21 protein-coding genes are annotated in these 22,232 nt (G+C 36.9%); 4 read left to right on the top strand and 17 right to left on the bottom strand.

From position 1 onward, the window contains the following. Positions 1–30: 30 nt before the first annotated feature. Positions 31–1,440, top strand: a complete 1,410-nt coding sequence (locus DDF69_RS00305; protein WP_114819023.1) for a hypothetical protein — start codon at positions 31–33, stop codon at positions 1,438–1,440. A gap of 478 nt (positions 1,441–1,918) precedes the next feature. Here the strand turns inward: DDF69_RS00305 and DDF69_RS00295 are convergent, their stop codons facing one another. From DDF69_RS00295 to DDF69_RS00265, 7 genes are all read right to left on the bottom strand, one after another. Further along, entirely contained in the window at positions 1,919–3,157 is a 1,239-nt protein-coding gene (locus DDF69_RS00295; protein ID WP_114819021.1) for an amidohydrolase, read from the bottom strand. Positions 3,158–3,236: 79 nt separating this feature from the next. Next, entirely contained in the window at positions 3,237–4,082 is an 846-nt protein-coding gene (locus DDF69_RS00290; RefSeq protein ID WP_114819020.1) for a helix-turn-helix domain-containing protein, read from the bottom strand. 238 nt (positions 4,083–4,320) lie between these two features. Further along, positions 4,321–5,652, bottom strand: coding sequence for an amidohydrolase (locus tag DDF69_RS00285; protein ID WP_114819019.1), 1,332 nt, complete (start codon positions 5,650–5,652; stop codon positions 4,321–4,323). 324 nt (positions 5,653–5,976) lie between these two features. Next, positions 5,977–7,266: a glutamate-1-semialdehyde 2,1-aminomutase gene (hemL, locus tag DDF69_RS00280; RefSeq protein WP_114819018.1), complete on the bottom strand. Its 1,290-nt coding sequence runs from the start codon at positions 7,264–7,266 to the stop codon at positions 5,977–5,979. Positions 7,267–7,340: 74 nt separating this feature from the next. Continuing rightward, positions 7,341–8,399 carry a glucosaminidase domain-containing protein gene (locus DDF69_RS00275; RefSeq protein ID WP_114819017.1) on the bottom strand — a complete coding sequence of 353 codons (1,059 nt, stop codon included), beginning with the start codon at positions 8,397–8,399 and terminating at the stop codon, positions 7,341–7,343. Between the two features lie 66 nt (positions 8,400–8,465). After that, entirely contained in the window at positions 8,466–9,374 is a 909-nt protein-coding gene (locus tag DDF69_RS00270; protein ID WP_114819016.1) for a 1-aminocyclopropane-1-carboxylate deaminase/D-cysteine desulfhydrase, read from the bottom strand. 329 nt (positions 9,375–9,703) lie between these two features. Next, positions 9,704–10,030: a hypothetical protein gene (locus DDF69_RS00265; protein ID WP_114819015.1), complete on the bottom strand. Its 327-nt coding sequence runs from the start codon at positions 10,028–10,030 to the stop codon at positions 9,704–9,706. Between the two features lie 40 nt (positions 10,031–10,070). Between DDF69_RS00265 and DDF69_RS00260 the strand changes: the two genes are divergently transcribed. The 3 genes from DDF69_RS00260 (at position 10,071) to DDF69_RS00250 (ending at position 12,883) form a co-directional block, all read left to right on the top strand. Further along, positions 10,071–10,253: a DUF5522 domain-containing protein gene (locus DDF69_RS00260; RefSeq protein WP_047434227.1), complete on the top strand. Its 183-nt coding sequence runs from the start codon at positions 10,071–10,073 to the stop codon at positions 10,251–10,253. Between the two features lies 1 nt (position 10,254). Further along, positions 10,255–10,782 (top strand): DUF4136 domain-containing protein, encoded by a 528-nt coding sequence (locus DDF69_RS00255; RefSeq protein ID WP_110011388.1) that lies wholly within the window; start codon positions 10,255–10,257, stop codon positions 10,780–10,782. 310 nt (positions 10,783–11,092) lie between these two features. Continuing rightward, positions 11,093–12,883: an endonuclease gene (locus tag DDF69_RS00250; RefSeq protein WP_114819014.1), complete on the top strand. Its 1,791-nt coding sequence runs from the start codon at positions 11,093–11,095 to the stop codon at positions 12,881–12,883. Positions 12,884–13,071: 188 nt separating this feature from the next. Here the strand turns inward: DDF69_RS00250 and DDF69_RS00245 are convergent, their stop codons facing one another. The 10 genes from DDF69_RS00245 to DDF69_RS00200 all read right to left on the bottom strand — a co-directional run bounded on the left by DDF69_RS00245 (position 13,072) and on the right by DDF69_RS00200 (position 22,178). After that, positions 13,072–13,791, bottom strand: coding sequence for a hypothetical protein (locus tag DDF69_RS00245; protein ID WP_162800838.1), 720 nt, complete (start codon positions 13,789–13,791; stop codon positions 13,072–13,074). A gap of 152 nt (positions 13,792–13,943) precedes the next feature. After that, positions 13,944–14,321 (bottom strand): hypothetical protein, encoded by a 378-nt coding sequence (locus DDF69_RS00240; protein ID WP_114819012.1) that lies wholly within the window; start codon positions 14,319–14,321, stop codon positions 13,944–13,946. Then, positions 14,305–14,778 (bottom strand): LemA family protein, encoded by a 474-nt coding sequence (locus DDF69_RS00235; RefSeq protein WP_228411891.1) that lies wholly within the window; start codon positions 14,776–14,778, stop codon positions 14,305–14,307. The genes DDF69_RS00240 and DDF69_RS00235 overlap by 17 nt, the downstream gene beginning before the upstream one ends. A gap of 86 nt (positions 14,779–14,864) precedes the next feature. After that, a complete protein-coding gene (locus DDF69_RS00230; protein WP_114819010.1) occupies positions 14,865–15,647 on the bottom strand; it encodes a hypothetical protein in 783 nt (260 codons plus the stop codon). Between the two features lie 93 nt (positions 15,648–15,740). Further along, positions 15,741–16,391: a hypothetical protein gene (locus tag DDF69_RS00225; protein ID WP_114819009.1), complete on the bottom strand. Its 651-nt coding sequence runs from the start codon at positions 16,389–16,391 to the stop codon at positions 15,741–15,743. Positions 16,392–16,458: 67 nt separating this feature from the next. Then, on the bottom strand, positions 16,459–17,112 hold the full coding sequence (locus DDF69_RS00220) for a hypothetical protein (RefSeq protein WP_114819008.1): 654 nt from the start codon (positions 17,110–17,112) through the stop codon (positions 16,459–16,461). A 9-nt stretch (positions 17,113–17,121) separates the two neighbouring features. Beyond that, on the bottom strand, positions 17,122–17,937 hold the full coding sequence (locus tag DDF69_RS00215; RefSeq protein WP_228411890.1) for a hypothetical protein: 816 nt from the start codon (positions 17,935–17,937) through the stop codon (positions 17,122–17,124). 8 nt (positions 17,938–17,945) lie between these two features. After that, positions 17,946–20,606 carry an OmpA family protein gene (locus tag DDF69_RS00210; RefSeq protein WP_114819006.1) on the bottom strand — a complete coding sequence of 887 codons (2,661 nt, stop codon included), beginning with the start codon at positions 20,604–20,606 and terminating at the stop codon, positions 17,946–17,948. 11 nt (positions 20,607–20,617) lie between these two features. Next, entirely contained in the window at positions 20,618–21,106 is a 489-nt protein-coding gene (locus DDF69_RS00205; protein ID WP_114819005.1) for a DUF4280 domain-containing protein, read from the bottom strand. A 28-nt stretch (positions 21,107–21,134) separates the two neighbouring features. Continuing rightward, positions 21,135–22,178, bottom strand: a complete 1,044-nt coding sequence (locus DDF69_RS00200; protein ID WP_114819004.1) for a LysM peptidoglycan-binding domain-containing protein — start codon at positions 22,176–22,178, stop codon at positions 21,135–21,137. Between the last annotated feature and the right edge of the window lie 54 nt (positions 22,179–22,232).

Raw genomic sequence — 22,232 nt, 5'->3', positions numbered from 1 at the left:
AATCTAATAAATAATTTAATTCTTTATAACATGAAAAAGTTCGTTTTATATTCTTTAATGCTTGGCGCTCTAGTATCAACTACCGCATGTAGAAATATAGAAGAAGATGGACCTACCATTATTCAAAATGGAGGTAACGGAAACGGAGAAACTGAAAACCTTATTCTTTCAGGAAAAATCACTTCCAATACTACGCTTAAAGCAAATAAAATTTATAAGCTGAGAGGACTGGTATATGTAACTAACGGAGCTACTTTAACGATCGAGCCAGGTACAAAGATTGTAGGTGAGGCTGATAAAAACGGAGCTTTAATCATTACAAGAGGAAGCAAAATCATGGCAGAAGGAACTGCTGCTAATCCTATTATCTTCACTTCAGAAAAAGCAAGTCCTAAAAGAGGAGACTGGGCAGGTGTAGTAATCTTAGGAAATGCTCCTACTAATGCATCTTTCGGAGGTGCAAACGGAGTGGGAGAAATTGAAGGAGGGATCAACAACTCTGAAGGTCTTGGACTTTATGGAGGAACTAACGCTGCTGACAACAGTGGTGTATTAAAATATGTAAGAATAGAATATGCAGGATATGCATTCTTACCAGATAAAGAGATCAACGGACTTACCTTCGGTGGTGTAGGTAATGGAACTACAGTAGATTATGTAGAAGTTGCGTATGCTAATGATGACAGTTTTGAATGGTTCGGAGGAACAGTAAACTGTTCTCACCTTATTTCTTACAAAGGTCTTGATGACGATTTCGATACAGATAACGGGTATTCAGGAAATGTACAGTTTGGTATTGCTGTAAGAGATTCTCAGGTAGCAGACGTTTCCGGTTCTAACGCATTTGAATCTGATAATGATGCTAACGGTTCTACTTTAACGCCTCAGACTTCAGCTACGTTCTCAAACATGACGATTATCGGGCCAATCAACTCTGCAGCTCCGGGATCAATCAATGCTTTATTCCAGAATGCGTTACAGATCAGAAGAAACTCTTCAATCTCTGTATTCAACTCTGTATTCACAGGATTTCCGGTTGGTTTATTCATTGATGCTACTAAAGGATCTCCAACGGATAACAACATCGTAGGTAATAAATTATTCTTTGAAAACAACGTTTTAGCAGGAAATACAACTCCTTTAAAATTCGGACCATCTACCTCTACTCCGACAACCTATACATTAAACGATCTTACAACGTGGTTTAATGCTAAAGGAAATACAATCCTTGCTTCTACAGCTGATGTAAAACTTGCCGGTGCATGGGCTCCTGCAGGAACTACACCAAACTTTACGCCTAATGCTGGATCTCCATTATTAACAGGTGGAGCATTTACCAACCCTAAATTAGCAACCTGGTTTACACAGGTTACTTACAGAGGTGCTGTAAAAGATGCTACGGATACATGGTATGCAGGATGGACTAACTTCAACTTATAACATATCATCATATAAGTACCTAGATTTAATTTCAAATAAAAGGCCTTCGGAAATATTTTCTGAGGGCTTTTTTTATCGTTATTATCCGATATGATGTTGGTCTCACGAAATTAATATTAAGAGGTGTTCATATTGTAAAAACAGAAAAAGGGAATATGAACAGTAATTTTTGGGTTTGAACACAGATAGATGTTCTTTCATAAGTTTGGGCTAAAGCCTGAGGAGTTTATTCTATTAGATTTAAACGGGCTAAAGCCCGTTCCTATTGAATATAAAAAGTTCGAAGTTCACAACCCCAACCCAAAACCTCAAAACTCGAATCACGAATCACGGATCTCAAAACCTCGAATCCCGCACCCAGAAACCTCATCATCGATCATTCATCAATCATCATTCATCATTTATAAAAAAAAGCCACCAGGAAATTCCCGATGGCAATTACAAAAAACAAGTGTATAAAAAATATATATACTTCAGATTAATTTCTCCAGAATAAATTCCCGTCATTCATCAGGGCTTTAATTTCTGACATTCTGGATACAGCTTCTGCAGAACATGACGCGTCTGTCAGAACAATAGCGGCTTCATCACCGGCTTTAGGCCATTGCTGCTTTCCTTTTTCATCCAGAGGAAGAGTGCTTTGAGTAGCAAACTGCAAAGATCTTGATAAGGCATATTCCGTAGCATAACCATACAGCTCTGCAATCAGATTCGCTTTCTGCAGCATATTTCCGGATCCGAAAGTACTCCAGTAATCCTGTACATTATCATTTCCGATCAATACATTTACTCCGTATTTTTTCAGGGTTGGAATAGGCATTATCTTTCCTTTAAAAGGTACAGAAGAAGCAATTCCTACTTTTCCGGCAGCCAGTCTTTCTGCAATCTGCTCTGTTTCTTTAGGAGAAAGGTGAGCTAAAGCAAATGCATGGCTTACAAACGTTTTTCCCTGAAGTGCCGGATTTTCCATGGCTTTATCAATCAGATAATTGATCGTTTTCATTCCCGACTCTCCTGCTTCATGCAGATGAATATCAATTCCTTTATTGTGATCTAAAGCCAGTTGAACCGTAAAATCCATTACTTTCTCAATACTTCCATCAATGCTCAGTGGATCCAATCCTCCAATAAAGTCTACAATTTTCAGTTGGGCAGCTTCTTTCATCAAAGGAGCAGATTCTGTGTAATACACTCCATGTTGGGGAAAGGCTACCAGTTCAGCTTTGAAAGAATCTTTTTTGTTTTCAAGTGCCTGCTCAAGATGTTCCAGAGATTTCAATCCTGATGTAGGATCTATGTTGAAATGAGTTCTTGCAAAATGAGTCCCATAATGCTGCTGCAGACTGATCAGCTGTTCTGCTCTGCTTACCGAAGTTTTCAGCAATTCAGGGATGATTTCCTGTTCATAAGCGATCATATCTTTCACCGTTCTTCTTTTTGGAGAAAGTGCCTGCCATGGAAGACCATACAATGTTTTATCCAGATGGATGTGCATATCCCTGAAAGCAGGAAGCATCAGATATCCTTTAGCATCTATCGCTTGGGAAGCAGGATCATTGGCTTTTACACTTTTTATTTTTCCGTCTTCAATTTCGATACTGAACAGGTCTGTTTTTGTTCCGGTAACCTCTTCATTTTCGTATTCAAAACCTGTTTCCAGGCGGACATTTTTAAGGGAATAGTTTCCTTTTGCAGTTAATTGATAGGGAAATTTCATGATTTAAAATTTAACAATACAAAATTAAGCCGGCTTGAGGGTAAAACCGGTGTATCAATTATGTCTTGTTTTGTACAGATTATTCTTTAAACTGGGAAGGTGTCATTCCTGTTTGGGCTTTAAAGAATTTGGAAAAGCTGGCATGATCATAAAACCCGAGGTCATACACAATATCTTTTACAGACATTTCGGAAACTTTTAAAAGTCTCTTTGCTTCCAGTAAAATGCGGTCCTGAATAAGGGATGAAGCCGAAGCATTGAGGTTTTTCTTGCAGACAATATTCAGGTAGTTGGCAGAAATATTCAGTTTATCGGCATAGAAAGAAACGGATCTTTCTGTTTTGAAATACTCATCAATGAGATGCAGAAATTTTGAAATAATAGGATTTGAATTATAGACTTCAAAATCTTTATAAGCACCTTCCACAGATTTACTCACCAATAAACCGATGAGTTCACTTCTTTTCTGAATCAGTTCCCAAAAGACTTTTTCTCCGTTCAGTTCTTTCTGAATGGCCTGAAATTCATAGAGAAAAGTTTCAAAAACTTCTTTGGAAAGATTGATCACCGGATGGTTCTGGTAATAGGAGGCAGAAAATCTTAACGAGGGCAGAAAACTTTCAAACCAATCTCTGCTGATCATCAGCTGATATCCGATGGTTTCTTTTTCAATCACCCATTGATGTACCTGGTCCGGAAAAACAAGATGAATTTGGTAATCTTTCACCTCATATTCTGTAAAATCTATGGCGTGTGAGCCTACTCCCTGCTCAAAAAGATTGATGATAAAAAAGTCATGTTTGTGCGGATCATCAATGGAGCGCGCACCGGAAAGTTCATTGAACAGCAGATTACAGCCTTTCAGCTGATTTTCACTAAATTCCTGAATTCCCAAAATAGGAAAATGATCTGTATGATAAGCCACTCTACCTGATTTTCTCCTAAAATTACTAAAATTTATGAGAGAAAAAACTAAAACAACCACAAAAGGAACAAAAGCTTTATCTGCATCACTCTATCTTCAGTCTCTATCTTCATTCAGTGACGGTCTCTGAAAATCTTAACAGATTCGCAGGCTTTCCCGTAAAGCTTTCATGCCCTTTGTGGTCGAAAAAACACAACTAGATTATATATTAATTTATTTAATCCTTTTTTATTTTAAATTAAAAAACAACGTTACCATTGTGAACTAAAGATTCCACCTCTGAAATTCTTGATACTGCTTCTGCGGAGCAACTTGCGTTGATCAATACAAAATCTGCTTTATCACCTGACTTTGGCCATTGCTGAGTTCCTTTATCATCCAACGGAAGAATATTTCCAGTGGCCAGTTTTAAGCTTCTTGATAATAAAAACTCTGTTGAATATCCATACAATTGTGCCATTAAATTGGCTTTCTGAAGTACACTTCCTGTCCCGAAAGTATTCCAGTGGTCTACAATGCTGTCATTCCCGGTAAGGACAGTTACGTTATGTTTGTAAAGCGTTGGAATAGGCATAATCAGCCTTCCGAAAGGGATTGTAGAGACAATTCCGATCTGTGCTTCACCTAATTTTTCAGCAATTTCTTCCTGTCTCGCCGCTTCTAATTTTCCAAGAACAAAACAGTGGCTCAAATAGGTTTTCCCTTTCAAAGCAGGGTTTTCATTCACTTTTTTAATCAGATATTCTACCGTTTTCAATCCCGAGTCTCCGGTTTCGTGTAAGTGAATATCTATTCCTTTTTTATTGTCTAAAGCAAGCTGAACCGTAAAATCTACCACTTTTTCGATATCTCCATCGATGTTGAAAGGATCTACTCCACCGATAAAATCAATATCCATCTTCGCCGCTTCTTTCAGATAAGGTACGGAATCCGTATAGAAAACACCATGCTGTGGAAATGCCACCAGCTCGGCTCCAAAACCTTTCTTCTTATTTTCTAACGCTTTTTGCAGATTTTTTAATGACTGAAGTTTGGAAGTCGGTTCAATATTCACGTGACTTCTTGCATAGGAAGTTCCCTTAGACTGTAATAACTCAATCAGTTTTTCAGCTTTGAAAGTTGAATTTTTCAGCATCTCAGGAAGCATTTTCTGCTCCAGTTCTATCATGCCTTTTACCCCTCCGGTTCTTTTTCTCACGGCCTGCCACTGATCTCCATAGAACGTTTTATCAAGGTGAATATGCATATCTTTAAATGCGGGAAGCATCAATAGACCTTTTGCATCTACCGCTTTAGCATTCGGTTGATTGGGTGAAATCTTTGTGATTTTTCCGTTTTCAACTTCTACATAAAAAAGACCTGTTTTGGTAGAAGACACTTCTCCATCCTGGTAATCAAAACCAGTTTCCAGACGAACATTTTTCAGGCTCATTTTTCCTTTTACTGAAAGATTTTTCTCATCGAAAGGCGATGCAGTCATGATATTCGGTATTAAAGTGAGTCCCGCTACAGCCAGCACTGAGTTTCGGATAAAGTCTTTACGGGAGATATTATTGTCTGAGGTCTTCATTTCCAATCTATTTAAGACAAAATTAAAAAGAAGTGCTCTGAATGAGGTGTATGGTTTATTACAAAATCTGTATGATTTATGCTTTGTGGTAATTATTTGGGAGAATACTTTATCATTTCCTTAAATTATCTTTTCTATACTACAAGAAAGAAAATATCCACAACGCTTGTCATTCCGCAGGAATCCCAATTATGCTGTTTTTACGTTGCTGAGACTCCTACGTAATGAGAAAGATTGTGTTAATCTTTTTTCAATTCAAACTCTTTAAATCAAATTTCTTTTGCATAAAAAAACCGGATTTAAAAAATCCGGCTTCATGTATTTTTATTTATTTGAATATTCAAATTTTCTTACTGCTTCCAGTGTCATATCAATTTCTCTATCCTTGATGGCATCACTGATGAAATATGTTTCGTAGCCGCTTGGCGGAAGGTATACTCCATTCTGTAACATTTGATGGAAGAAATTATTGAACAATGGATGGTTTGCTTCCTGTGCTTCATCAAAGTTGGAAACACTCTTGATATGGAAGAATACAGACATCATTGAACCTTTTCTGTTGATTCTGTGAGCAATTCCTTTTTCGTTCAGAATTTTTCCGATTTCAAAATCCAATGTTTCTGTTGTTTTTTCCAATCTGCTGAAAAATTCAGAATCATTTTTAATAAGCTGAAGGGTCTTTAATCCTGCTCTCATGGCTAAAGGATTTCCACTTAAAGTTCCTGCCTGGTAAACACCGCCTTTCGGTGCAAGGTGATCCATAATTTCATTTCTACCAGCGAAAGCTCCTACCGGAAGACCTCCTCCGATTACTTTTCCGTAAGTTACCAGGTCTGCTTTTACATTGAAAAGTTCCTGAGCACCTCCGAAAGCTAATCTGAAACCGGTCATTACTTCATCAAAGATTAATAAAGCTCCGTTTTCATCACAGATTTTTCTCAGTTTTTGTAAGAAATCATTTTCTGGCAATACGCAACCCATATTCCCTGCAACCGGTTCTATAATTACTGCAGCAATCTCTCCCTGATTGTGACGGAATAAATCCTCAACCTGTTCGAAATCATTATAACGGGCTAGCAAAGTATCTTTTGCAGTTCCGGCAGTTACTCCCGGAGAGTTTGGGTTTCCGAATGTAGCGGCACCACTTCCCGCTTTGATCAGGAATGAATCTGAATGCCCGTGATAACAGCCTTCAAATTTTACAATTTTATCTCTTCCTGTATATCCTCTTGCCAGCCGGATAGCGCTCATGCATGCTTCTGTTCCTGAAGAAACCATTCTGATCTGGTCAATATTCGGGACATTTTCAATGATGAATTTTGCAATTTCTGTTTCCAGTTCTGTAGGTGCTCCGAAAGAGAATCCTTTCTCAGCCTGTATCTTCAGTTCTTCCAATACTTCAGGATGCGTATGTCCTAAAATGGCAGGCCCCCACGAGTTGATATAATCGATATAAGTATTGTCATCTGCATCGGTAAGGTAAGCCCCTTTTGCCGATTTCATAAAAACGGGCACTCCTCCTACGGATTTGAATGCTCTTACCGGAGAGTTTACGCCTCCCGGAATGTATTTGTAGGCTTCATCAAATAAAGCCGAACTTCTCTGATATTTCATATATACTTAGTTGCTGTTGACAGTTGCTGGTTGGCATTTATCTGTCAACGGTAGACTCTCAACAAAAAATTAAATTAGTTTCGTGGTTTTTTGTCTATTAAATAAATCAGCTGTCCTGCTGAAGGCTGCTGCCCTTCATCCATTCTGTTTTTAGCATATAATTTATTTAACTTGATTCCGAATTTTTGTGCAATATCATGCATATCTTCTCCGGATTCAGCTTTATAAATTGCAGTATTTCCTGTAGAATTTTTTGACTCAAGGAAAACAATGTCATTTTTCTTTAAAGTCTCCGTTTCCAGTTCATTCCACTTCATCAGTCTGCTTTCGCTTACTTTGAATTTATTGGCAATGAATTTTACATCGGTATCTTCAGGAATGATAATATACTTCAGCCCGTCATTCGGGTGACTTTTGATCAGAATAGAATTAAGAATTTCAGCTTTCGTTTTGATTCTTTCTACTCTTTTCTGCTGTTGTGCATAAGAAGTCTGTTTGTAAGGAACTTCTACAGTTACCGGCTCTTTCACTTTTCTGGTTGCTTTTGAAGGTTCCAGTTGTGCCATGAAAGTTCTGTCGTCTTTCAGATCCGGATACATTTTGAGAACAGCATACAATACTTCATTAGAATTGGTATTGTCGTATTCGTATAGCTTATACTTTTCAATTTTAGTGATCAGAATAGAAGCATAACGTGGATTGGTAGCATACCCTGCTTTTTTTAAACCGGTTGCCCACGCTCTGTAATCTTTCATATCCAATTTGAAAAGGTTGGCGTAATATTTTCTTGTGGATAAAAATATAGAATGGTCTTCATAAGACTGTCTTGGATCGTCGTACACCCGGAAACATTCGTTGGGTGCATCATCGGTATGTTTCATTGTTCTACCGGTCCAGTCTTCTTTACATTTTATACCGAAGTGGTTTTTACCTTCCTGTGCCAGCCTGCTCTGCCCGCCTCCGGTTTCCAATAATCCCTGGGCAAGGGTGATAGAAGCCGGAATTTTATATTTTTCCATTTCTTCTACAGCATATTTAGCAAACTTCTGAATATACTGATCTTCGGTTGCCCAAGTCTGGGCTGAAAATTTTGATAAAACTAAAAGGCTTATGGATAGAAAAAGTCTTTTCATCTTATATTTTTTATTGTTTTAAAATGAAAGATGGAACACTAAGTGTTTCATGTTTTTCAATTTTACTTATATAATTAAATTTCTATTCTGTTTTTCCAACAGCAGATTCGCTCCTTCAATTCCCTGTAAACCACCAGTGTGAAAGCATAAAATCTTACTGTTTTCAGGAAAATACCCTTCTTCTATCAGTTCAAAAACTTTCTCCATCATTTTCCCTGTATAAACCGGCTCCAGAGGAATACCGTATCTCTCCTTGAAATCATTGATAAAACAGACGTTTCCGTCACTTATTTTACCATAACCTCCGAAACATGAATCTATTAGATTAAAATTATGTCTCAAAGTTAATTCAAAAATTTTACTTTCCAGAGAAGCATCATCAACAGCTTTAAATCCTATAACTTTCTGATTCTCTTCACAAAATTTTGAAATTCCTGCAATGGTACCTCCGGTTCCAACTGCGGTGCAAAGATAGTCAAAATCTTTTGTTTGTTCGTTGAGCATCATTTTCACTCCTTCTACAGCCTCTTCATTAGTACCTCCTTCAGGAACTATCAATGCCTCAGGAAACTCCTGCTGAAGGAATTCGGTGAGCTTTTCTTTATGGCGGTATTCTTCGCGGGTGACAAATTTCAGGTTCATTCCGTTTCTTTTCGCAAAAAGTAAGGTTGGGTTATCCCTCCATTTATGCTGCAGTTCTTCTCCTCTGATAATTCCCAGTGTGGGAATTCCTGCCATACTGCCTACAGCAGAAACCGCTGCAATGTGATTGGAAAAAGCACCTCCAAAAGTGATGATATAAGGATTATCAGTAACTTTTTCCAGATAGTGATTGACATTATGAAACAGTTTCCAGTATTTATTTCCTGAAATTAAAGGATGAATCTGATCTTCCCTTTTAATGAAAAGCTTTACATTTTTATCAATTGGAATTTCCTGGATGGAAACAGGTTCTGTGGGAAGTTTTAATAGCATTTCAGTTTTACGAATCAGGTTTTACTCTTTGCAAAAGTAACAAAAGATTTGGTGTTGTGAGGGTTTTCTTTTTTCCCACAGATAACACGGATTTTCACAGATGTCTTTTTTGATTTTTAGGCTTTTAGGTTTAGGCTAAAGCCAGATGAAAACTGTTTTTTTATAAACCGGGCTAAAGCCCGCTCCTACTGAATATTAAATGTTGACTACAGAGAATATTGAAATTAAAGTATAAAATATAAATTCCAAAACCAACTTCCAAAAACTCACCTCAAAACTCGAATCCCGAAAACACGCAACTCATCATTCATCATTGATCATTTATAATTTCAAAGGTATTTCCTGAAGTTCCAGAATTTTCTTTTTCTAAGATAATTCATATTTTTTTCATTAGCGTAAGCTTCTCTTTCGAAAGAAATTCTTCTGTAAGCAAGGTAGCCGTCTTTGAGTTTGAAAAACCAGTAATAGTATTCAATAACATAGAAAATATAGAAGAAAATGACAAGCATTTCCAATTGTTGCCGCAAATGGATTTTTTCGTGATTGATCAATACATTATTTTCCTTATCTTCGGGTTTCCTAATGAAGATAAAGGGAAAGAGAGCAATGCCATTAATTTTTAATTTTTTTAAGGGCTTTTGGCATACAATTATCATAGTAACAAATATAAAAAGTTTTTTGACTAGCATTTAACTTATGGCCCATTATGACATCAAAGAAGGTGAAGACTTCTACTATAATGAACAGGGGTACAAAGTTTTTACAGAAAAATTCCATCTGAAAAGAGGATATTGCTGTAAAAGCGGCTGCAGACACTGTCCTTACGGGTACGATAAAAAGACTGATACATTCATTAAAAGTGATAAAAAAAATAAATAAAATGAAAAAATATATTTTTATTTTGTTGGCATCTGCTACATTAGGCTTAACTTCTTGTAGCCCTTTTCAGGTACGTTCGGATTATGCTGAAACCGCCAATTTCAATTCTTATAAAACATACAAAATCAGAATTGATGATCTGAAACTGAATGATATTGATAAAGACAGAGTACTGAATGAACTGTCCAGACAGCTTCAAAGCAAAGGACTTCAGTCTGGAGAAAACCCTGATCTGATTATCAACGTAAAAGCAAATCATAAAAAAATCACGGATATCAATTCCTCTTCTCCTTACGGAATGTGGGGATGGGGCGGACCATTCGGATGGGGTGTTGGTATGAACAGAACATGGACAACCAACTATAATGAAGGCGCTTTGATTGTTGACCTTATTGATGCAAAAAGCAACAAATTGGTTTGGCAAGGGATCGGAAGCGGAATTTCTGTAGATTCTCCAAAAGCAAAACAGAGACAGATTCCAGAAATTATGGCTGAGATTATGAAAAATTATCCGCCACAAAGAAAATAAGATTTAAGTCATCCATTATATAGGCCGGTACATTGTGTACTGGCTTTTTTTTATGGATAAAATTATTAAGTTTTAAATTTTGGCTAAAGCCTGATGAATTGAATTATAATGTATAATACGGTCTATAGCCAATCTTTATTGAATTGAAAACAGATACAGATATTTAACCACAACATCATTCATCATTTATCACTTATCATTCATCACTCATTATGTATCGCATACAGTGCATTTAAAATTAACAATTTTGTAATTTTTTATTCACAAAAATTGTGGTATTCTTGCTGAAACTTTATACTAAATATTAATTATGAAAAAAATCATTTTATTTTCTGTATTTGCAGGACTTGCCCACGCTCAGGCTCCTGCAGGGTACTACAATTCTGCCAACGGACTGAGTGGTGCAGCACTGAAAACGGAATTAAGCAGTATTATTACCAACGGACATATGGATAAAGGGTACAGTGGACTTTGGACAGCGTATAAAACTACTGATATCGATAAGGACTACGAAAATGACGGGACTATCCTTGATATTTATTCTGAAAGGCCTACAGGTAGTGATCCTTACACTTATACTCCGGGATCTGATCAGTGTGGGACGTATTCTACTGAGGGAAATTGCTACAACAGAGAGCATATTGTTCCTCAAAGTCTATTCAATCAGGCTTCACCAATGGTTGCAGATATTCACTTTATCAGAGCAACAGATGGTAAGGTAAATGGGATGAGAAGTAATTATCCTTTCGGAAAGGTAGGAAGTGCTTCTTTTACTTCACTGAATGGATCAAAGCTTGGAACTTCTGCTTCTTCAGGATATTCGGGGACTGTATTTGAGCCGATTGATGAGTTTAAAGGAGATGTTGCCCGTATGATTTTCTATTTCGTAACCCGCTACCAAAGCAAACTTTCAACATTTTCATCAGGAAATATGTTAGGAAGCTCTACTTTCCCGGGATTACAGACCTGGGAACTTAATGTTCTGCTGGCATGGCATAATCAGGATCCGGTTTCTCAGGCTGAGATCAAGAGAAATAACGCATCCTATACTTTCCAGGGGAACAGAAATCCTTTTATAGACAACCCGAATTATGTTAACCTTATCTGGGGTTCCCAGCAGCCTTCAGGTGACACTCAGGCACCTACTGCGGCGACAGGTCTGAATGTTTCAGGAACAACTTCCAGCAGCATTTCTCTTGCATGGAATGCTTCTACCGATAACGTAGGCGTAACAGCTTATAATGTTTATATGAACGGAAGTCTGCAAACGACTACGGGTTCAACTTCTACAACAATTTCAGGACTTACTCCTTCCACAACTTACAGTTTTTATGTGGTAGCGAAGGATGCAGCTGGAAATTCTTCATCGAACAGTTCAACAGTTTCCGGTACTACTAATTCAGGAGGTACTACTCCAGGAACCAACTGCGCCAATGAAAATTTTGAAACAATCCCTGCAGCCAATTCTACGTATACAACTAGAACATGGAGCAACGGAGGTATTTCCTGGACCGCAACGGATGCAAGAACAGACCAAACGATTAATAATAAAGCGATTACGGTAAGAAGCGGCTCTTTAACTTCCGGAAGCTCTGCAAACGGTATCGGATCTTTAACGGTAACGACACAGCTTAAATTCTCGGGAACCAATGGTACTTTTGATGTAAAAGTAAACGGAACTACCGTAGGAACTATTCCTTACAGTACTTCAGTGACAACGACGACCATTAACAATATCAACGTTTCCGGAAATGTAGTGGTAAGCCTGGTTAATAGTTCTGCAAGCAACAGAGTGGCTATTGATGATCTTGCATGGACATGTTATTCAGGATCAAGTGCAAGAATGGCTCAAAATACAGCTGCTGAAACGACTTCCAACAGTTTTAAAATCTCTCCTAACCCAATCACCAATCAGGAGATTTTTGTAAAAGGAGATCTTCAGAAGGTAAAAAAAGCGGAGATTTATAATCTTCAGGGGAAAACTCTTCAGACGATTGATCAGCCTTTCAGAAATGGCAACTCTATTAAAACAAGAAATCTTGGTCAGGGAGTGTATATTTTGAAGCTGGATCAGGTAACGATGCAGTTCTTAGTAAAATAATTCAAATACTGATTTGATATAAAAATGCCGGTTCTTTTTAGACCGGCATTTATTTTTTTTAAAACTCTCGCAGATTGTGCTGATTGAGCAGATCTTTTTAACCTAAAGTTTTTATCTTTCTAATGTTTTATTTCAGAGGGCAAAGAGGAATCAGCAAGCAAATGGTTTAATTTCTTTGCTATATTCTTTTAGTTCAGGGAGATTTTATCCAGGTCCGGATATCCTGACCCTTTCAGAAGATCTTTCCATTCTTTATTTTTGAATACGAAGAGATTACAACGGTATTCGTCCGGTTTATTATCTATTTTGGTTTCGCAATAGTAATAGAGCATATCTCTGTTTCTCCAGATAGCAACTTCCTGTCTGAATTTATTATGAGTCTGAATGACCTCATTGTCTTTAACTTCAGATTCAAAACCTTCGCGGATGGTATCAAAGCTTGGTTTCTGAAGTGTTTTATTCAGATTATCCAGGAGTGCTGTTTTTTCCTGTTCCGTATAGATATCAAGCTGATACATTCCCAATTCATCTTCTTTTTCATTAGCAAGCGGGCCGATTTCCTGGTCTACTTTTCCAAAATGCAGAAGGACTTTATTGATGTTTTTATTATTCTTTCCTTCTAAATCTATCCCGTTGAAATGTAATAATTCTTTTGAAGAAAAAGCCAGCTTTTCATTTCCGATCAGCGTAACGTCAGTGGTACGAACAGCATCTTTGGAGGTTGCTCCGGCAGATTTTAAAATATCGTTGATATTTTGTCCAACAGCAACTTTAGCAAGATTGAAGGGCTCTGTCTGAGTACTTCCCTGGGTTTCAACCAGAGACTCAGTTTCTTTATTTTTCTGATGGCCGCATGAAGCAATTGCCAAACAGACCATTGGTATTATTATATATTTCAATCCTTTCATAATCTTAGTGTTAGTATGCAGCTATCAATAATAGAACAGAAAAAAATGGATTCAAGTATCCGGAGATGCTTTTTTATTTGTTTTGCTCTATTTTAAATGCCTTTATTTAATCATATACTTATTCCTTGGAGAAGCGATATTTCAATCTAAAATTACTGATTTTCTTTTTCTTTAATTATTTTAGACCAATCGGTAAACATTTTAGTAATGGTATTGGCGTTAATCAGGCTGAAAATAAACATTCCTGTAAAAACCGTAAGCCAAGAATAGGCCAGTTTCACTCCATTTTTATCGGTAATAAAGAAAAGGATCAATATGGTGAGTGTTCCTACTATAAATGTAAAAAGCAAAGTATACATCAATACATGAATGATGTACATATTGAATTTCAGCTTTCTAAAGATCCATCCTATCACTGCCATCGGAATAAGCAGCAAAATGGGTACTAACATCGCTCCGAAAATGGTTGCTTCCGGGTAAGCAGCAATTTTGTCTTCTAATCCGAAAAAAGTATTAAAACTGAACTCCATTATATTGTTTTTCAGAGTCTGTTATTTCCAGTAGTGTTTTGTCTTTATATGCCAGCATTTTTGCCAATATCACATTGGGAAATTCATGAATTCCGATATTATAAAGGTTTACACTGTCATTGAAAAATTCTCTTCTGTCTGCTATTTTGTTCTCCAGATCGGAAATTCTTTTCTGCAGTTCAAGAAAATTATTATTAGATTTCAGTTCAGGATAGTTTTCTGAAACCGCAAAGAATGAAGAAAGCGCTTTTGAGGTTTCATTGGCAATCTCGGTTCTTTTATCGGCATCCGTACTGTTATTGTAAAAAGTTCTGAGCTCTGTAAGGCGGGTAAGCAGCTTTTCTTCGTAGTTCATAAAGTGTTTGGCAACGGTGACCAAATTGGGAATTTCATCTGCACGTTGTTTCAACACCACATCGATATTGCCGTATGCTTTGTCAACGTTAAATTTGAGCATGACCAATTTGTTGTACAAATTGATCAAAAAACTTATAACAACTACCCCAAGCAGGATAAGTAATATGATAGCGACCGTCTGATTCATTATTGTGTAAGTATATAAATAATTATTAAAAGGATGATGGAACAGGTAAACATAAATGACCTCAACAATGGCTGATATTTATTCCAGACTGTGATTCCTGATGATGAAGTAATCCCGAGGATTTTATAATGCTCATCTTTTCTGATGAAAGGGGTTCCGTTTCTGGAATCGGCATAGCCTACCAGCAGCATCTTCTGACCGTCTTTTAAAAGAGTTTCTTTGTACCTTTTACCGCCATGGCTGCTTATATTGGTTTCTTCCAATAAAACCAGCTCTATTCCTTCCGGTTCTACTTCTATGGTTCCTGTGTCATCTTTAACCCTGAAGGTATTGCATTTCGTTTCCCTGTGAATAGTTCTGTAACTTTCTTTGCCGTCTGAATCTCTGTCAATATCTTCAATGGTATAATAATATCCGATGCAGGCCTCATTATTTACTGGTGAAAATAAAGGATTCATCATCATTAATGTTCCTTCAATCTCTGCCAGTCCTTTTGCTACAGAATGGATCTTAGAGGTTGGCAGTGAGGATTGCAGACGTAAAAAACGTTTTGACGCAGTAGGCTTCATTAAAACAATAAAGATGAAAACAAAAAAAAGTAAAGGAAAAAAAACGATCGCTTTCTCTGCGTAACTGTCATAGTTATTGGAAATTTCAGAAGCATACTCATGCAGCGGCATTTTATCTTTGAAAATAATCCACAGAATAAAATAAATAAAGCCTGCAGCTATTATTCCTAAAATACTATAGGCAATGTATGGTTTTCCCTTTTTTACTTCCATCTATTTTGTTGCACAATCTGGTGAAATATCTGAATTTTGCTTCAGTATTTTTCTTGTCAATGATGTCTCATTCTTTTCTCTATGGAAAAGATTTTAGTTCATATACTTATACCATGGAGAAGCAGGAGGTGTAGGATATTTCAATCCAAAAACTGCATTATTACGATAGGCATCTTTCGTCACAGAAATGTATTTATTTCTTATTCTCCCATCATCTTCAATAGAAATACTTAATATGGAATAATTTTTCCCGTCATCCCAGAAGAAAGAAGTTGGATAAGTAAAGGAATTTTTCTCATTTTGATTCCATGACACTTTTTCTGGAGAAAGTTTTTTAAGCTTTTCAAAAATAGGTTTTACCAGCTTAGCATCTACAGTTGCTTTATCTGTAATTGAAGCAGTAGGATTTCCATTCTTTTTTACTATTTTTTCTACAAATTCCAAAGAATATTTTTCGGCAGCATTGGTGTCCAGAGCCCCTACTTTTCCTTTGTATACTGTAATCCTTGTACCCATGGTATTATCTAATGGTATATTTCCATAGGTTATTCCTTTGTTTTCATCAGCATAGTATTGAATGATATCGGTTTTTGCTACATCTTTCAGAAATAAGTCTTTGTTTTCAAAATCATACTTCTTTGCATCTTCACCTAAGGAAACGGATGACAGGTCAAATGATTTATTTCCACAACAGATATTGATCAATACTACAAAAATCAATACCAGCACTCTTGCTTTTTTCATACTACTTTATATTTTGATGATTATTATAATTCGTTATCTTTTTGATAAACTCTCTTTTTAAAAAAAATTATGATTTCAAATATATGAATACTATACAGGAAATATTAATGAAAAGCAGTAATAGTGCCAACCGGACAGACCAGTTTATTCTTTTTTTCATAGGATATGATGTGGTGTAGGTAGAAATTAAGGCAGCAAAAAATGCAGCAAACCCTGTAAAAAAACAGCCACCAACAAACATCACCCAATCCAGCTGAAGAGCATTGGTATTTTCTTTACCTGCTTTATCTGTTATCTTTAGTTTCTGTCCCATAGCGGGTGGGTTATCGCTTGTAATATCCAATGTTTTTATCACTTTTTTCCCATTATTATCTGTATATTCTACTTTTGGAAAAAAAATAGCTTTATCCCTGTAAGTAGAGTTTGAAAAATTTTTAAACTTCGTTATTTCTTTTTTATATCCCACCACGGTTGCTTCATACTGTGGCTCATCAAAGGTTCTGTATGCTTTTTCCCAGAAAAAGGTATACGACAGGACAAACGCCATTGCATTCACAGAAATCATAATGATTGAAATGATTAAAAGAAGGAATCCTTTTTCCAGAAAACCTCCTTTTTTTCCCGCATTATTTCTGTTCGCTGCAAATTTCAAAAAGATTTTATATCCTTTATACAGAGAGAATATGACAATTATTGCTGTAAAATATCCTAAAAAAGTCATTTTCAATGATTAAATAATGCTGAACCCTTTTTCTTTTGTTCTCATATGAAGCTTCACTTCTAATTCTATATTGCTTTGTTTTTCAATATCGGGACTTTTGAATTGTAATGGTTGTGAGCCGTCTTTTCTCATCAGTCTTACTAATTTTCCGTATCCCATTACTTCAAGCTGGAGATCAGCTTCATGAAGTTCTTCCACTTCTAAGTTCTGGGAAAATAATTGTCCGGCACTCTCCAGAAATCTTTTTTTTCTTTCTTCCGTATAGTATAAGGCCTCTTCCTGCAATTTCATTTTGTCCTTTGACATGTCAAGGTATTTTCCGGCATCGTGGCTTTGCAATACAGCTCTGATCTGTTTATAATATTTTAAAACATCACTGAAAAGATCTTCTTTTTTGATGTCTTTCAGGTCTACTGAATTCTGCCATCCATCTAATACAAAAGGAAGTTCAACTTCTATTTCACCTGCAATTTCAAAATGAGGATATTTGATATTGTCACTGAGACCATCCCATGGTGATTCAAGTTTAGGATGAAAAACAGACCTGGAAGCTTTCCAGTTATCAAGCTCGGCACAGAAAAAATCAATAGACATCATATCGTCTTCATCCAATACATTTTTTCCTAAACGAGGATACATTTTCCCGGTTACTTTATATTTTCCACTCTGAAGCAATGCCTGATTAATCATGGTGTCACCTCCGAATCCTCCTTCTTTTGTCTCATCCCCGTACCAGTCTATCACAGGAACATCATTCACATAGATGGTTCCTGAACAGTACATTCTTGGATATACAGAATATAAGGGCTTTTTTAAATTATGCATAGGTCAATTTAAGTTAAATATTTTTTTTCCAAATAGAAGGTTTCTTCTTTTATTGCTTTTTCTTCTACTTTAAAATTGCTTTTCCACCAGCCTACTTCTCCTTCTATTTCTACTGAAAGTACTACTCCTGAGAATTTCAGGATAGGCTGTATAAATAGTCCTTTAGTATCAGAATCCAGTACAATATCTCCTCCAAAGTAGGAATCTGCTTTTGCAGCAGCTTTAAATGTCATAATAGGTTTTGATTTGGTCCCTTTTACTCTTCCAATCTCAACGCTGACACTAAGTTCAATGGTAGCCCCCATTTTTCCTCCAATGGTGGTTTTCCCCTGCATATTGATCCCGTTGATACTGTCAATTTTCAGAGCATCTACCATGATTTCCAGTTCGCCATAAAATGTTGCCGTAAAGGTTACCGAAGCTCCCAGTTTTTCTAATCCTCCACGGAATTTATTAATGATTCTTGCAGCAGCAGGGTTTCCTGTAGCTCCATATGAGGCGGCAGCAATAGCAGCTCCCAATATATCAATAACAACTTCAGCTCCGATCAAGGGTTTAAAACCAAAGCCCACTTCCCCAATTACGCTGAGTGTATTTCTTTCGTTGACTCTTTCCAGATACCATTTTCCTACAACGGTAAATTTTGGATACCTGACATTGAAACCCACTGGTATTGCTGTTTCTTTTGCTGCACTTTGCGCATAGTTGATGGCATTCTGTACAATATTTACAGCGGTGGCAATCATCCTGGCTACCAGTTTAATTTTATCCGCAAATTCATTGGTAAAGCTTCTCTTTTCTCTACCGGCATCCCATTCCGCAGATAAGCCAACTCCTATTGAAATCGGAACTTTTCCGGTTTCATTCATTCTCATTCTGTTGTATCCTGCCTGTCTGGATTTTTCCTGGTGTTTTGCATACACAGATCCGGGCGGCATATTGGCAGCTTTATAATTGGAAACATTCACCAAAAACTCAAGAGCAAGTTCCCATTTAATATCCGGATAAGCTTTAATCAGTACCGTAGTTCTTTTTTCATTACTAAAGTATCTGCAGCTATGAACATGCAAATGGAACTGATTCGGATTGGTTGCTGAAGGCCAGATGTATTCTATTGGAAATGCATGAACTCTGGAAAGGTTTGAGTATACTCCATAAGTAAATGAAGGAGTGGTAAATGTCTTTACGGTATCTCCTTTATCTATCGCCTGCCCTACATCTACAAGCAGGGTTTGTTTTTTATGTTTTCCTTTGCTGTCTCTGAAACATTCATTGGTTTGAAAACCTGTAATATCAATTACTAAATTTTTCTTTGTAGATACACTCGGTGCTGTTACTTCATAGTTTACAGTCTGAGCATCATGGGCATTAAAAACAAATGAGATGTCTACTCTACGGTTATTTTCGTAGTCTTTCTCATTTTTGTATTTGATATTGTCTCTTCCCATTTTATCATCGGTAGGATCTACTTCTCCTTTTCCTACGGAGATTATTCTTCTGGGATCTAATCCACCATCGGCAAAGAATTTTTTGACAACGTCTGCTCTTCTTTGGGAAAGTCCTTTATTATAATTTTCTTTTCCTATCACGCAGGCATAACCACTCAGATTCATGGTTGCATCTTTATGTTCCAGAAGAAATTTAAGTACATTATTAAGAACGGCAACTCCGTCTTTATCAATGACTGTGGAATCAAATTTATAATAGATTGTTCTCTGAATATGTTCCTGCAGAGCAGCAGACTTTAGCAATTTGACACCGTTTCCATTGTCAAACACTTTAACGGTTGTATTGCTGGCTTGTCCGTCCTTGGTTTCATTTTCAGTGATTTTGATCACTTCAAACTTACAGGGCTCGAGTCTGACGGAGTTTACATCCGGCTTATAGACTTTGGTTGGCGTCTGGTTCTGCGCGCCGTTGGTATTGGTAGTGGCTACTTTATTTTTAACATTCAGATAGATGGCATGAAGATCATCACCCAATTTATCTTTGATATATTGTTTGGAAGCAACATCTTTCACTTTAATATAGAATTCTTCTACATTCTGGATATTATCTACAAAGGCCATCCAAGCGAAGGTATTTTCTATTTTCAGATTGACTTCACCATCGATTACCTGTACATTATTGTAGGTATGGACCAGTTTATCCGCTTTTGCTGTCTGCTGATTCCAAAGTTCGATACTCACTGTATTTCCATTCAGCCCTTCTGTCATCAGATTCAGATGAACAATGTGTCCGTAGGAAATGTATTCGGACTTTTTATTGTTTTTTATGCTTTTGCTGTTTTTCTGTGTAGACCACTTGCTGCTTATAATTTTGGGTTCACACCAGCCTTTTACAAATATCCCTGTGTTACTTTTAGTATCTCTTACTCCTGAAAGACTGGCTTCAATATAAAACTGATAGCTTCCACAGAACTGTTTGCCGATTAAAAATTTATATCCGGTAGCAGAAGTGATCTGATTGATAATAATTTTTTTACTGCTGTTCTGCCTCATCCAGGTGAGAGGCTTCTTTTTGTCTGCATCTGTAGTGTCCGGAAGCCACTCACCCACGCCGAACTGTACCCACTGATCCGGCTTTATGGTAATCCTTTGCCCTAATACAGACATTTTGGGATAATACAATCCGCTTACAACCTTTATTTTTTTTACGCCTTTTGCCATTTTCTTATCATTTAGATTGCACCATCCTGCCCTCCTCCTGAAGGCTGTTCGTTATACATTTCTTCGGAATCTACCAACGGATTGATCTGCTGCTGGATGTCTTTATCTGCATTTTTAAAGTTCTGCTGGCTGGCTTCTGCTCTCTGCCCGTGGTCTATAATCTCAATGCATGGTGTTCCTGCAACAGCACAAACGGCCTTGCTGTCCTCTACAATGATGTATCCACCGTTGCTGAGCTGTACTTTATCATAGAACTTCTGCCATTCTGTAACCATAATTTTGCATGGAGGCGGCGGCCCTCCCATTTTGGTACAGTTTCCGAATGTATTTTTTTCAAATGTGGCGGCTCCTATTTCTTTCGTGGTAACGATCAGTTTTTTGGAAGCGCTTTTATCATTGGCATATTCTTTTTGATGTGTAAGTACTTTCAGCTTATCCGGAACCTGTCCGAACTGGCATTTGCATAGGGCGCCCTGTACTACAATATGTTTTTCTGCCATATTAATTTATCTTTAGTGAAATGGTATTTTAGTTTTCATCAATTCCTGAAACTGATACTGAAATCTTTTTTTCTTCCTGCAGCATGATACTGCATTCCAGGTAAAGAGATTCCGGAAGTGAAGTTTCTCCTTTCAGATAGCTTACAAATCTGAAAGTTCCTTCTTCATTCATCACAGGGTTTTCTTCTATAATCAATGAAAAAGGTGATTTTCTTATAAAATCATCAATATCTCTTTCTTCATATAATTTCCCTGATCCTTCTATGGTGATCAGACCTGTTTCTCCTTTTAACGGATCTGTTTCCAGTGTCAATTTATATCTGGGTTCGATCGCATTGTCCACTACAGGAAAAGTTGTTGTCATCTCTGTTTTAAATTCCTTTCCGAAGCTTTGGTAGATTCCAAAGAATAAAGCACGGATGAAGTAATCATTTTTCAGGTACAGACTGATTGCCTCAGGCTGGCTGATTACTTTTTCAATCTTTCCGCAGTATTCGTCTACGGTTTCGCCTTCAAATTCTTTATATAATTCTTCTTTTACAGCCGTCCATCTTTTTGAAAAAGCCTCAGCATTTTCTACTTCTTCAAATTTCCCGTGTTCATCTGTACTGATGTGTAAAGGGTATAAAACTTTAGAAGTTCTGTAAGCCAGAAGATCTGCAATTTCATTCACTTCTTCTTCATTAAGATAAAGATTTGAAGTTCTGTCTATCTCAAAAAAATGATGTCCTTTTTCTGTTTTCAGCCAGCGAACGGATGTTTCATATTTTAGTTCGCTAGTACGTTCTCCTTTTTCAATGGTAATGACTACGCTGTATCTTCGCACTGAAGTTTCCGGCTGAAGAGTAAGACTGTTAGCTCTTCCGAATTTTACTAAAATGTTTTTATCTGCAACCGCTGTTCTCGGAACAAAAAGTTCTTTCTGCCCGTTAAGATTGATCAGGATCATATCCTTCACAGTACAGTGGTTATTATGGAAGTGTTTTAATGCATCTTTATCTATCCCGTACAGCGAGGCTATACTTTTTAATGTTTCATCTTTCTGAACGGTATGTATGTTATATTTCTGCATAAAATGTTCCTGCTTCAAATTTTTTCTTTGGACAGTATCTTTTTTTAAAATTTA

It is taken from the genome of Chryseobacterium sp. KLBC 52 (genome assembly GCF_003347605.1).
Taxonomy (GTDB): Bacteria; Bacteroidota; Bacteroidia; order Flavobacteriales; family Weeksellaceae; genus Chryseobacterium.
The sequence above is the reverse complement of the archived record's forward strand: the minus strand, read 5'-3'. Positions and strand labels throughout refer to the sequence as shown.

Bases quoted from the DNA above. Each gene is read 5' to 3' on its own strand.
- DDF69_RS00305 (WP_114819023.1), top strand. From the start codon at position 31: ATGAAAAAGTTCGTTTTATATTCTTTAATGCTTGGCGCTCTAGTATCA.
- DDF69_RS00295 (WP_114819021.1), bottom strand. From the start codon at position 3,157: ATGAAATTTCCCTATCAATTAACTGCAAAAGGAAACTATTCCCTTAAA.
- DDF69_RS00285 (WP_114819019.1), bottom strand. From the start codon at position 5,652: ATGAAGACCTCAGACAATAATATCTCCCGTAAAGACTTTATCCGAAAC.
- hemL (WP_114819018.1), bottom strand. From the start codon at position 7,266: ATGAAATATCAGAGAAGTTCGGCTTTATTTGATGAAGCCTACAAATAC.
- DDF69_RS00275 (WP_114819017.1), bottom strand. From the start codon at position 8,399: ATGAAAAGACTTTTTCTATCCATAAGCCTTTTAGTTTTATCAAAATTT.
- DDF69_RS00270 (WP_114819016.1), bottom strand. From the start codon at position 9,374: ATGCTATTAAAACTTCCCACAGAACCTGTTTCCATCCAGGAAATTCCA.
- DDF69_RS00265 (WP_114819015.1), bottom strand. From the start codon at position 10,030: ATGATAATTGTATGCCAAAAGCCCTTAAAAAAATTAAAAATTAATGGC.
- DDF69_RS00260 (WP_047434227.1), top strand. From the start codon at position 10,071: ATGGCCCATTATGACATCAAAGAAGGTGAAGACTTCTACTATAATGAA.
- DDF69_RS00255 (WP_110011388.1), top strand. From the start codon at position 10,255: ATGAAAAAATATATTTTTATTTTGTTGGCATCTGCTACATTAGGCTTA.
- DDF69_RS00250 (WP_114819014.1), top strand. From the start codon at position 11,093: ATGAAAAAAATCATTTTATTTTCTGTATTTGCAGGACTTGCCCACGCT.
- DDF69_RS00245 (WP_162800838.1), bottom strand. From the start codon at position 13,791: ATGAAAGGATTGAAATATATAATAATACCAATGGTCTGTTTGGCAATT.
- DDF69_RS00240 (WP_114819012.1), bottom strand. From the start codon at position 14,321: ATGGAGTTCAGTTTTAATACTTTTTTCGGATTAGAAGACAAAATTGCT.
- DDF69_RS00235 (WP_228411891.1), bottom strand. From the start codon at position 14,778: ATGCTCAAATTTAACGTTGACAAAGCATACGGCAATATCGATGTGGTG.
- DDF69_RS00230 (WP_114819010.1), bottom strand. From the start codon at position 15,647: ATGGAAGTAAAAAAGGGAAAACCATACATTGCCTATAGTATTTTAGGA.
- DDF69_RS00225 (WP_114819009.1), bottom strand. From the start codon at position 16,391: ATGAAAAAAGCAAGAGTGCTGGTATTGATTTTTGTAGTATTGATCAAT.
- DDF69_RS00220 (WP_114819008.1), bottom strand. From the start codon at position 17,112: ATGACTTTTTTAGGATATTTTACAGCAATAATTGTCATATTCTCTCTG.
- DDF69_RS00215 (WP_228411890.1), bottom strand. From the start codon at position 17,937: ATGCATAATTTAAAAAAGCCCTTATATTCTGTATATCCAAGAATGTAC.
- DDF69_RS00210 (WP_114819006.1), bottom strand. From the start codon at position 20,606: ATGGCAAAAGGCGTAAAAAAAATAAAGGTTGTAAGCGGATTGTATTAT.
- DDF69_RS00205 (WP_114819005.1), bottom strand. From the start codon at position 21,106: ATGGCAGAAAAACATATTGTAGTACAGGGCGCCCTATGCAAATGCCAG.
- DDF69_RS00200 (WP_114819004.1), bottom strand. From the start codon at position 22,178: ATGCAGAAATATAACATACATACCGTTCAGAAAGATGAAACATTAAAA.